The sequence below is a fragment of the Nonomuraea sp. NPDC049421 genome (assembly GCF_040677005.1).
Lineage (GTDB): Bacteria > Actinomycetota > Actinomycetes > Streptosporangiales > Streptosporangiaceae > Nonomuraea > Nonomuraea salmonea.
Map to the genome: position 1 here is coordinate 54,647 of NZ_JBFAQA010000048.1, position 11,052 is coordinate 65,698.

At 66.3% G+C, this 11,052-nt stretch carries 11 protein-coding genes; 5 read left to right on the forward strand and 6 right to left on the reverse strand.

Features of this window, described 5'->3' with window-relative positions:
• Positions 1-175: 175 nt before the first annotated feature.
• Positions 176-520, reverse strand: coding sequence for a hypothetical protein (locus AB0K18_RS47565; RefSeq protein ID WP_364928921.1), 345 nt, complete (start codon positions 518-520; stop codon positions 176-178).
• Between the two features lie 522 nt (positions 521-1,042).
• Between AB0K18_RS47565 and AB0K18_RS47570 the strand changes: the two genes are divergently transcribed.
• Positions 1,043-2,170 carry a hypothetical protein gene (locus tag AB0K18_RS47570; RefSeq protein ID WP_364928924.1) on the forward strand — a complete coding sequence of 376 codons (1,128 nt, stop codon included), beginning with the start codon at positions 1,043-1,045 and terminating at the stop codon, positions 2,168-2,170.
• A 182-nt stretch (positions 2,171-2,352) separates the two neighbouring features.
• Here AB0K18_RS47570 and AB0K18_RS47575 read toward each other — a convergent pair whose 3' ends face one another.
• The 5 genes from AB0K18_RS47575 to AB0K18_RS47595 form a co-directional block, all read right to left on the reverse strand.
• Positions 2,353-3,465, reverse strand: coding sequence for a winged helix DNA-binding domain-containing protein (locus tag AB0K18_RS47575; RefSeq protein ID WP_364928927.1), 1,113 nt, complete (start codon positions 3,463-3,465; stop codon positions 2,353-2,355).
• A 193-nt stretch (positions 3,466-3,658) separates the two neighbouring features.
• Positions 3,659-4,420, reverse strand: a complete 762-nt coding sequence (locus tag AB0K18_RS47580) for a hypothetical protein (protein ID WP_364928929.1) — start codon at positions 4,418-4,420, stop codon at positions 3,659-3,661.
• On the reverse strand, positions 4,417-5,394 hold the full coding sequence (gene dprA / locus AB0K18_RS47585) for a DNA-processing protein DprA (RefSeq protein ID WP_364928932.1): 978 nt from the start codon (positions 5,392-5,394) through the stop codon (positions 4,417-4,419). Before dprA ends, AB0K18_RS47580 begins: the two co-directional genes overlap by 4 nt.
• 221 nt (positions 5,395-5,615) lie before the next feature.
• A complete protein-coding gene (locus tag AB0K18_RS47590; protein WP_364928935.1) occupies positions 5,616-5,945 on the reverse strand; it encodes a hypothetical protein in 330 nt (109 codons plus the stop codon).
• Positions 5,942-6,178 carry a hypothetical protein gene (locus tag AB0K18_RS47595; protein ID WP_364928936.1) on the reverse strand — a complete coding sequence of 79 codons (237 nt, stop codon included), beginning with the start codon at positions 6,176-6,178 and terminating at the stop codon, positions 5,942-5,944. Before AB0K18_RS47595 ends, AB0K18_RS47590 begins: the two co-directional genes overlap by 4 nt.
• Before the next feature lie 372 nt (positions 6,179-6,550).
• Here AB0K18_RS47595 and AB0K18_RS47600 point away from each other — a divergent pair, with 372 nt between their 5' ends.
• From AB0K18_RS47600 to AB0K18_RS47615, 4 genes are all read left to right on the forward strand, one after another.
• The gene (locus tag AB0K18_RS47600) at positions 6,551-6,871 is read left to right on the forward strand and encodes a type II toxin-antitoxin system RelE/ParE family toxin (RefSeq protein WP_364928939.1); all 321 of its coding nucleotides are present in this window, start codon (positions 6,551-6,553) and stop codon (positions 6,869-6,871) included.
• Between the two features lie 56 nt (positions 6,872-6,927).
• On the forward strand, positions 6,928-8,040 hold the full coding sequence (locus tag AB0K18_RS47605) for a helix-turn-helix domain-containing protein (protein WP_364928942.1): 1,113 nt from the start codon (positions 6,928-6,930) through the stop codon (positions 8,038-8,040).
• 97 nt (positions 8,041-8,137) lie between these two features.
• The gene (locus tag AB0K18_RS47610; RefSeq protein ID WP_364928945.1) at positions 8,138-9,376 is read left to right on the forward strand and encodes a helix-turn-helix transcriptional regulator; all 1,239 of its coding nucleotides are present in this window, start codon (positions 8,138-8,140) and stop codon (positions 9,374-9,376) included.
• Positions 9,377-9,512: 136 nt separating this feature from the next.
• The gene (locus tag AB0K18_RS47615) at positions 9,513-10,745 is read left to right on the forward strand and encodes a transcriptional regulator (RefSeq protein WP_364928947.1); all 1,233 of its coding nucleotides are present in this window, start codon (positions 9,513-9,515) and stop codon (positions 10,743-10,745) included.
• The last annotated feature ends 307 nt before the right edge of the window (positions 10,746-11,052 follow it).

Here is an 11,052-nt window from a genome sequence, read left to right on the forward strand (position 1 = left end):
GTGGCGGTGTCCTTCCTCGACTGACCGATGAAACCACGCTAGTTGTTCTTGATGAGCTTCTGAATGAGCTGTGGCCGGATCGTGAGGTCAGCGCCGGCTCCGTCTTAGCCGGCTGACACTTATGTTTCCTCAGGTCAGCGACACGCCGTGATCCGCTACCTGCCGACCGGATAGGTCATCGCGGGACAAAGTGCGCGTTACCCTTCCGCGTGTAGAGCAGGATGACCCCGATGGTGCCCGCGCTCATGCCGAGCAGACCGAGCATGGCGTACTCGAGTGCGTAGACCTCGTTCATGGACGCCGAGAAGGCCCTCCAAAGGATGGGCGCGAGCATGATCCAGGCCACTGCCGTTGTGATCGTCACCCCGATCCGGCTGCCTTGCCGGCCTCTGGCAGCGCGGACCGCGAACCAAAGGTGGAGCAGGAGGTACAGGCCGGCGAACGCGGCTTGGTAAAAGTGCACGATAGTCAGCCCAGCGAACAGGGCTGAGACGACGAACAGGACCAAGGCCAGGGTCACTTCCCTAGGGCGAGTGGGCGCCGACTCGTCGCGCTTGTGGGGGGCTCCGGTCACGACTTCTCCGATGCTCGTTCTTGACGTGGATGTACGTACTTCATAACCCTGTCACTGATCGACGTCAGCGGATCATCCGCAACCGACACTTTTGGTCAGCGCCGCGGCGCGGCCCCTGTCCGCCGTATTTCGCGCCGCCCCCTTCCATTCCCGGGCCCTGTCGTCGCGCCGGGACCGGTCCCGGCCATGCAGGAATAAGATCGGCGGGCGACGGAATCCACCCTGCGGACGGGTCGGCGAGATCGGCATCACCGTCCTGTCGCTGTCATCGCGCAAGGCGGTCCTTCGCCTCGCCATCGAGGAAGAGCCTCGTCGCTACCGCTGACAGGTAGGAAGGTCAATTCTGAAGAAGTGATCGATTTTCGGACCAGGAGCGGATTGGAGATCCTCGCGCTGCATGGCCGAGGACTGTCCGCTCGGGCAGCAACCAGATGGATCTGTGCTCACCGGCGGATGTATTCATGCGAGGTGCTTGTCTGGATCATGTGCTCGGCCAGGGACGAACGGGTCGCCCAGCACGCGCGCAGAACCATGGAGGCTTTGGCCGCCGACCCGGGCTACCGCTACGAGACGTTGTACGCCATCTGGCGAGTCAGTCAGAGCAAGGAGAGCGAATGGGACGGGCGGCGCCTGATTTGGAATCATGACGCGAGGCCTGACCTTCCACCGGCCGCGAAAGCGTTCCTGCTTGCCCCTGTGCAGGAATGTGCGTACGTGCCGGCCGTACGGTTGGTGTGTCTACTCGGCTCGGCCCGTTCCGCCGGTGGCAGGTGGCGGTACGCGGAGTATGTGGTGCAGGAGGCCCTGCACTCCACCGATGAACGTTTCCGCGCCCAACTACGCAGCCTGCTGTCCAGCACCGATCAGCCCGACCTTCTCGACGAGTTGCTGCGCTGCCTCCGCGACTGCCTGCACGATCGCGAGTACCGGCGACGGCTGTGGCACCGTGGGCGGCCGACTGCCCTCATGAAGATCCTGCTGACCAACCCACACCTCCTGAGCCGGTCGAGCGATCACTATGACCGGAGCGGGGAAGCAGCCCTGCTGTCGATCTTGCAGGACCGTCTCGAGATGCTGACCATGCATCTCGAACGTAACCCGATGGCCGCGTTGCCGGAGCTGTACAGGGCGCTACAGCTACCTCTCGGGCGCGAGCTCAAGGACCGGTGCCACCGGCTGCTCCGCGAACTGGAGCCAGGGCCTGTGCGCGAGGCCGTGTGCCAACACGCATTGCGGGGCAAGGCGGCTGCGGTGAAGGCGGCGGTCGAGGCCGGCTACCGGCCGGCCCACGAGAACGAACTGCTCGCGTTTCTGTTCGTCACCGAACAGTGGGAGGACTACGACCGCGCGGACCCCGACGGGAGCTTGTTGCGCGCTTACTGCGCGGAAAACGACACCCACAGGTGGAGAATCGTCCAAGTCGCCCGCCGCGCTCGCCGCCCCAACCCATTTCCGCCCATCCCGAAGCCACCCACACAGCCGAAGGTCAGCGGCGGCCGGTCAAGCCCGATCGGTTCGTGGCCGACAGATCCGGGCGTTACCGATCATGGTGGCGGCGACTACGGCGGCAGCTACGGCGGATTCAGCACCCACTGACTCCGCCCACCTGAAGGATGCGCTCGCTGTCCTCCATTGTGGGCAAGGGGAAAGCATGTGGAGTCGGGACGCGCGACGATCCCCAGGGCGCCCCTCGCTACCTTCGACGCCCCTGACTTGTCCGCCTTCCGCCGCAGACCGCGAAGCAGGTCAGCGGCGGCGGGAGGCGCTCGGCCGCCGGGTCACGGCCAGCGCACCTCCGAGGTGCGTTCCACGAACTGCGCGTACTGCTCGAACGCCCGCTCAACCTCCGCCCGGTCGCTTCCGCGGAGCGGTGAGAGCGGCTGCACTGCGACCCGTACCACGCTCTTCGTGAGGGTGCGTTTCCAGATGGCCACGACCCGGCCGGCGCGTACCACGGTGGACTGGAAGATCCCGTTGTTGCCGGGGATGATGGCCGCCTTGTGCTCGTCGGCGACCATGAGCGAGCGGTCTTTGTAGCCCAGCAGGTATTCGTCGAACCCCGGCAGCACGAGCAGCTCGTCGTCGCTGGCCGGGGGAGGGGCGGTGTCGAGGAGCGCGGCGTCGAGGTAGGTCTCCACCCCGCCGACGGTCACCCGGGCCAGCGCGTCGCCGGCCACGGCGATGCCGCGTTTGGCGTCGGCCGCGGTCAGGCCGGTCCAGCCCGCGAAGTCTTGCCTTGTGGTCGGTCCACGGCCGCGGAAGTAGCGCAGGGCGATGGTGCCCAGCGCCTCGTCGCGCTCCGGCCGGTGCGGGTCGGGAACCCATTCGTCGAGCAGGACGAAGCTCTGCTCGTTGCCGATGTTGGGGGCGATGCACAGCAGGCCGCGCTGGCTGGCGTACCACAGCAGGTGGTAGCCGCGCTGGCCGCCGGTGTCGATGCCCTTGTCGGCCAGCACGGCCAGGCACTCCGACCGGGTCAGCCGCCCGCCGCCGGCCAAGGCCGCGCCCAGCACCTCCATGGCCTGAACGGCGGTCTCCTCCGAGAGGCCGAGTTGTTCGCGCCGCCTCGCCGCGCCGTTCAGCACCCGGACGCCCATCAGTTCGACCATCCAGCGGGCGTCGCGGGACGGGACGAAATGGATGGTGCCGCGCATCGGCCACGTGCGCAGCGCCTCACGTCGCTCCAGAGCGGTGGTGACGTCGGCGGCGGTGAGTCCGGGCAGGCGCACGCCGAACGACCACAGACCGCTGGCCAGGTCTTGCGCCTGCATCGCCCCGAGCCAGGTCACCACCTCGGCCACGCTCGTCGCCCGGCCGGCGCCGCCGGGCGAAGCTCGGAGCAGCAGGCTGGACATCCGCAGGCCGAGCACCTGCTGGGGGGAGAGTTCCACCGGTCAACCGTATCCTTCGCCACCGACAATCCCGCCGATGTAGTCGCCTGCCGTCCCGCCTGGGAGTGCGGGCGGATCTTATGAGCGGGCGGCCTGAACCCCTGGGTGTACGTCAGGCCGCCCGCGACCCCGCCGGCCGGGCTCGACCCCCGACCCGCGGGGCTGGCCGCTCTCCCCGCGGCTTCGCCGGCCTTCAGCGCCACTGAGCGCGAGCCAGAGTGAGCCCGTAGACGCTCACCGCGCCGCTCGCCTTGAGTCGCATGGCCACCGCGTTGAGGCTACTGCCAGCGGTGAAGACGTCGTCGTAGACCATGACGCGTCGGCCTCGCACACGAGCCGGATTCGGCACATGTAGCGCGGCGTACAGCTCATGCGCCGCGACCTGACGCTCAATGAGCGAGGTCGTGTCTCGCATGCGGGGAGTGGCTCGCGTCTTCTCGATGAGCGGCGGATCCAGCACGAATGGGAGACCTTCATCGTCTTCGAGGATCGCCCGTTCGATGACGTACCCAGTGTGATCATTGCCTTTGCGTGCCTGGTGTGGCCCAAGATAGGCGGGCATCGGGATGATGGCGTCCACCTCGTCAACGAGTTCGGGGTGGGTGTAGAGGTGACCCAAGATGATCCGTGCGAAGATCATCCCCCACCCGTAGGCTCCGCGCTTCAGCCGGAGAACCCCCTGCTCCAGGGTGCCGGCCTTGACCCCGACGACGGCCGTCCACTCGAAAGCACGCTGCGGGTCGCTGCAGAGCCTGTTGGAGCAGGTGAGCTCGCCACTTCGCAACGCCTGGTGGCAGACCTGGCACTTGGGTTCGTTCGGCGGTTGCAAGCTCTCCGATGCGCACGCATGGCAGATGCGGACGTGCCCCGCCTGCAAGTAGGGACATTCGCCGCAACTGCCGAACCCGGCAGGGGGCGGGCCGTCGCCGTAGGCCAGCCGCCCTGGTTTGGTCACCACAGCGCCCCGGGCAACGGCTCCTCCAGTGTCAGATCTTCGAAGTCGAGGGTCAGTTGAGCGCGGGACTCGTTGACCGCTTGGATGCGATCCGGACTGGACAGGCTCTTCACGACATCGTCCACGTCCTCCACCATGAGCGCCCCGCGCGTCTTGACGTACTCCCGTGCCCACGGTTGAGCCTCGGTGAGACTTCGCAGCAGGAACACCCTTTTGCCATGTTCCAGCGCCAGCCGCGCCTGCATCTTCGCCCCGGACGTGCTCGCGGCTTCGATCACCACCGTGCCCTGCGCGATGCCGGACATGGTGACATTGCGGCGGGGAAAGGTATAGGTCGCGCCGTTGGCTTCCGGCCAGAACTGGGAGACCACGGCCCCGTTCTCGGCGATCCGGTCGGCCAGGGCGCGGTTCTCGGCCGGGTAGCAGCGCAGGATGCCTGTCCCCACGACCGCGATCGTCCTGCCGCCGGTATCGAGCGCCGCAGTATGTGCCGCGGTGTCAACGCCTCGGGCGAGGCCGGACACGACCGTGACCTGACGTTCGGTGAGCAGGGCGGACATCCGGCGTGCCCGGCGTAGTCCATCATCGCTCGCCTGGCGGGTGCCGACGACGGCCACACTACGCAGGTCTTCTTCGCGCAGCTCGCCCCGGACGAACAGGAACGGTGGAAGGTTGAAGATCAACCGCAGGGTGGCGGGGTACTCCTTGTCCAGAACAGTGACGAGTCGAGCCCCGCTGTCTGCCGCGAGTTCGGCCTGCTTGACGGCAGAGTCGACGTAACGATTGAGCTCCTGGGCGCTGTTGGCGATGAGGGCTCTGGCTTTGGTCGCCTCGGGGGACGACTCGATGATGTCGCCCGACCATAGGCGCGCCGCGCCGTTGGGACGTTGAGCCTCTCGCGCGATGAGGTACCAGCTAACGCCTTTGACCATGCATATCGCGAGCAGTCGTGACTGCTCTTCAGTGATCCGCATCCTACTCCCCAAACAAATGTTCGAATGCGTGTCTTACGGTACTGCAGATGCCCATGCCGCCCGAAGATATGTCCATAGTGCCAGGTGAATACTAGATGCCCCACGAGCTGCATCGATGGTCGATATGGCGATGAACGTGATCGATGTCACCGCAGCTTGATGTAGCGCAAAGACACTGAGTTCTTACGGTGAGTATACGAACGACGTGTTCGGATGGCGGCTTATCGGGCTTGGCCGGCGAGCAGGCGGCGCCACCACTCGTGTGCTTCCCCGCGGCGCCACCACTCAGCCGTCCAGGACAGGGGTGGCACGCCCCGGCGGGGAAGGGTCCGACGGTGGATCTGGTAGACGCCGGCGCAGGAGACCAGCTCGTAGGCGGTCATCTGGCAGGAGCAGGTGTACGCGACGACCCGGCCGGGCCCGAGGCCCTGCCCGATCCACCGCAGCGCCGTGCACCCGGGGCGCGGCACGGCCGGATGCGGCGAGATCCCCGGGCAGTCCTCGTCCGTGAGGACATCAGGCGGAGCGAGATCGACGGCGGACGCGGTCACCGCGTTGCCCGGACGATCCGGTACTTCCGCTCGGCGATGCCCTCCTGCTCCGCGATGGCCTGGCACAACCCTGCCAGGTCGTCGGCGTCGACCGTACGGTGCGCGCCCGCGTCCTCGACGGCCCGGGGGAACGGACGCTCGCGGGTCGCCCAGAACCGCCCGGCGTCGCTGCGCATGATCCGCCACCCGGCGAACACCGGACTAGCGGCGGCAACAGCCCTATCGTGTGTCATGGGTCAGGACCACCATCCTGATCAAGGGGTCCGTACGGCGGTGCAAGCGCCTGCGGACCCCGCTTCGATCGCGTCGCCTCCGATTACAACAGCGAGTGATTCTGCAATCACAGGTGCGATCGGGGGACACTGAGGGTGGTCACAGAACGTCCCCAGGGCCGGCGGCGAGGTGCTCACGATGGCGACCGGACTTCCGGCATAAGTCGTACGGCTGTGCCGACAGGGCCTCCGCCAAGGACTTCCTTCTCATTCTTCGCCCAAAGTAATCAATCAGACACTATCTGTGTGCAAACGCATGGTGCTTCCGGTACGGTGATGCCATCTTTACCTACTAGGTAAATCTCGCAGGTGGGAGGCGCGGGTAGGTTGGAGGTGTACTACGAAGATGCGAAGTTCAGGAAGAGGTGTGAGTCCGACAAGGAGCGGCGCCGGCACTTCGGTCATGACCGGGCCATCGCCTTGGCGAGGCGCATTCAGCACTTCCAGCAGGCCGAGACGCTCGATGAAGTGCGTCATCTCGGCGGCCGGTGTGAGGAACTGGCAGGAGACCGTAAGGGCCAGCTATCTGTCCGGATCGACGCCAACTACCGGCTCATTTTCGAACCTGAGGAGTGGATCGCGGACGATCAGGGCTCGCTCGATTGGAGGGCCATCACTTCGGTCGTGCTCATCGAGATCGTGGACTACCACTGACGCCGGCACCAGCGGGCTGAACGACAAGCGGTACAACACCGTGAGGAGGGAGAGCAATGGCCAGGACCAAGACCACGCGCACGCTGTACGCGGCTGGAGATCTCGACTACGCGGTGCCGCCAGGGGAGACCCTGCGGGAGCTTCTCGAAGAGAAGGAAATGACTCAGCGTGAGCTGGCCGAGCGAGTCGCTTTGTCCCCGAAGCATGTCAACCAGTTGATCCACGGACTCGTACGCCTCACCCCCGAGGTGGCGGAATCGCTGGAACGAGTAGTCGGGACGCCGGCGAAGCTCTGGAACCGGCTTGAGGCGGACTACCAGTCCACACGGGCACGGCTGCGCTCCGCCAGAGACCTGGAGCAACACGTCGGATGGCTCAAGGAACTTCCGGTGTCCGAGCTGGTGAAGCGCAAGATCCTCCCCGAAGAGCCGAGCGACAAGATTTCGCGTATCGATCAGCTTCTCGCGTTCTTCTCCGTCGCCTCCGTCGATGTGTGGCGAGACCTGTACGAGCAACCGGCGGCTTACGCGTTCAGAAAGTCGAAGGTCCAGGACTCGAAGCTCGGCCCCTTGGCCACGTGGCTGCGCCTGGGCGAGATCGAGGCGCGGGAGATGCTGTGCGGCTCGTTCGACGCGACCGCTCTTCGGGCCTCGCTCCCTGAGTTGCGGGGCCTTACCGTACTGCCCGCCCAGGAGTTCCGGCCGCGGCTGCAGAGGATTTGCTCTGCCAGCGGGGTCGCCGTCGTCTTTATCGAGGAGATCAAGGGAGCGCGCGTGAGCGGTGTCACGCGCAAGATCGGAACCAAGCGCGTAATCCAGCTCAGCCAGCGGTACCGCACCGATGATCAGCTCTGGTTCAGCTTCTTCCACGAGATTCACCATGTTCTGAACGGTGACGACGAGATGCGTATCGAGATCGCGGGGAGAACCGACATCGAAGACCCGAAAGAGTTGGAAGCGGACCGGTTCTCAGCGGACACCCTCATACCGCCTCAGTACGCTTCCCGACTGGCCGGGCTGACTTCGAAAGCGGCGGTGCGAGCCTTCGCCGAGGAGATCGGCATCGCTCCGGGGATAGTCATTGGACGCCTGCAACGAGAGCACCCCCGGCGCTGGCCCTACAGGAACGGGAACGACCTCAAGCGCAAGCTGGATCTGCTCGAAACGTAGTGATAACCGGCACGAGCCGGGACCGGCTGACCGCGCCTCTCCGGTCCCGATAGCACGACCACGACGTCCCCACGTCTGACAGCGAGGTGCTCTCACGATGGTCACCGAACTCCCCGCATGGGCCGTACGGCTGCGCGCCGAGCGCCGCAACCGCCTCTGGAGCCAGAAGGACATGGCCCGACGCCTGGTCGAGGCCGCCGACGACGACGTACAAGCCCGGCTCCCTTCCCGGGATAGCATCGTGCGCCGGATCAAGGCGTACGAAGCCGGACACAACCAGCCCGACGACCCCTACCGCCTCCTGTACGCCCGCGCCTTCGACCTCACCGAGGACGAGCTGTTCGAGCACAGCCCCGGAAACCTTGGGCGCGACGGTGACGACGAGTGGGACGCTCTACAACTTGCTCGTCGCGCCGCAGCAACCGAGGTCGGGCGGGAGACACTCGAACGGCTGGAGCTGGCGGTCGATGACCTGGCCGTGGCCTACGCCGGAACGCCGCCCCGTGAGTTGCTGGTTCGGGTGCGCCGTCACCTCTACTACGTGTCCCAACTCCTGGACTCCAAGAAGACATTCACCGAGCATCGGCGGCTCCTGGTGGCCGGCGGCTGGCTCTCGCTCCTGGCCGCGACCTGTCTCATCGACCTGCGCTGGTTTCCGGCCGCCGCCGCGCGGCTTCGGACGGCTGCTCAACTCGCCAAGGAAACAGAGCATCGTGAGATCGCCGCCTGGTGTCTGGAGACGGAGGCGTGGCAGGTCCTCACCGAAGGCGACTTCGGGCGGGCCCTCACCCTTGCCCAGGCAGCGCAACGAGTCGCGCCCGGCGGAAGCTCGGTGTACATCCAGGCGACCGCGCAGGAGGGCCGAGCCTGGGCACGCCTCGGCGAGGCCCGGGAGACGCACGAGACGCTGAACCGGGTGATGCGGCTCGTCGCGCCTCTGCATGTCCCCGACCGGCCCGAACATCACTACCGGTACGATCCCGCCAAGTCCGACGCTTACATCGCGACCACCTTGTGCTGGCTCGGTGACCCATCGGCCGAGACATACTCGCGAGGAGTGCTCGCCCGGCTGGAATCCACCACCGACGGCCCGCCCCGGCCGCGCAGGGCCGTGGCCGCGCGGCTCGACCTGGCTCTCGCGCTCCTGGCCGCCGACCAGCCCGACGAGGCGGGATACCTGACTCTCACCGCCATGACCAGCGGACTCCTCGTTCCCTCCAACTACTGGCGGGCAGCCGAGGTGGTCAGAGGCATGGAAACAAGGCGTGCACCCGAGGCTACCGAACTGCGCGAGGCGTACCGCGAGCTCTGCGCACCTGCTGCCCAGCCTTCATGACGCGGTCGCAGATCATCCTTCCCTATGTGCTCGAAACGTAGTAACAACCGGCACCAGCTGGGACCGGCTGACCGCGCCTCTCCGGTCCCGATAGCACGACCACGACGCCCCAACGTCTGACAGCGAGGTGCTCACGATGGTCACCGAACTCCCCGCATGGGCCGTACGGCTGCGCGCCGAGCGCCGCAACCGCCTCTGGAGCCAGAAAGAGATGGCCCGGCGGCTCGTCGAAGCCGCTGACGAGGAGACGCGCAAGTGTCTCCCCGCTCGGGAGACGATCATTCGCCGAATCAAGGCATACGAAGCCGGACACAACCAACCGCGTGATCCATACCGACTGCTATACGCCAGGGCATTCGGGATCAGCGAAGCCGAGTTGTACGACATGCCGCAGACTTCGGGGCGCCCGACCCTTGACGATGTCCTCACCAAGTTGCCTGATAGTGATGCCCTTACTCCGCTTCCCACCCGGACCGGGCTCCGGATTGGAATGAGCACCATCGCCGATCTGTCCGCCAGAGTCCATCGTTTGCGCCTGGCTGACGACGTGCTGGCCGGCGGCGACCTTCTGCAGCCCGCGTTCCGCGAACTCGACGCCGCCACACGGCTCTACTGCGAGGCCACCTACGCCGAGCACACAAGCCGGGCGCTGCTCGGCGTGATCGGGGAACTCGCGCAGATCACTGGATGGATCGCCAGTGACGCCGGACGATCCGAGCAAGCAGCCAACGTCTATCGACTCGGCATCCGCGCCGCTCAGGAGGCCGGGGACACCACCTTGGAATCAAACCTCCTCGGCTCCCTGGCTTACCAGACCGCCAACCTCGGCGACCCTCAAGAGGGGGTGACGCTCGCCCGCGCAGCACTCGACGCGGCCGGGCCGCACGCGCCGGCGCGAGCGCGCGCCCTTGCCTGGGACCGCCTCGCCTGGGCGTACGTCCAAGCCGAGGAAGCTGAGCCTGCCATGCGAGCGCTGGAAGAGGCCAGGGCTGCCCTTGAACAGCACGGCGGCGAGGACGGGCCCGCGTACCTGTACTGGGTGAACGCGAGCGAGCTGCACATCATGGAGGCCCGTGCCTTCACCGAACTGCGCCGACCGCTTCGCGCAGTGCCGCTGCTCACCGACGTACTGGACCGTTACGACGCCACTCACGCCCGCGAACTCGCCTTGTACCTGTCGTGGCTCGTCGTCGCGCTCGCGGATGCCAACGAGCCAGAGGAAGCGGCTCGTGCTGCCTGGCGGATGTTCGACCTTTCGAAGGACGTGGCCAGCGACAGGTCAGCGCGTCGTCATCGTGTCGCCCTCGACCGGCTCGCGCCGTACCGGGACGTACCACAAGTGCGGGAAGTGATAGACCGCGCTCGATGAGGAGTTCGATGGTCAGAGTGGCGAAGGGGCCTCGAACTGCTTGGCTGCTTGGGTGTTCACATATCTCCGCTGTCGACGCATCCGGGCATGGCGTCCAGCCGCCGGCCCGCGCTTCTGCTGCGGGCATCCGCAAGAGGTTATGCAGGCGGTTACCCTGGCTTTCGCTGCCGCGCCGACCCGCCTGGAACATGGGGCAGTCCTCGCTGGCGTGGTACACCGGTTGAAAGCGTAGAGTCCTAGCCTCGTGACGGATCGCGTTCGATGCGGTACGACCGGAGCATGCGGTACGGGCAAAGGGGTGGGTACA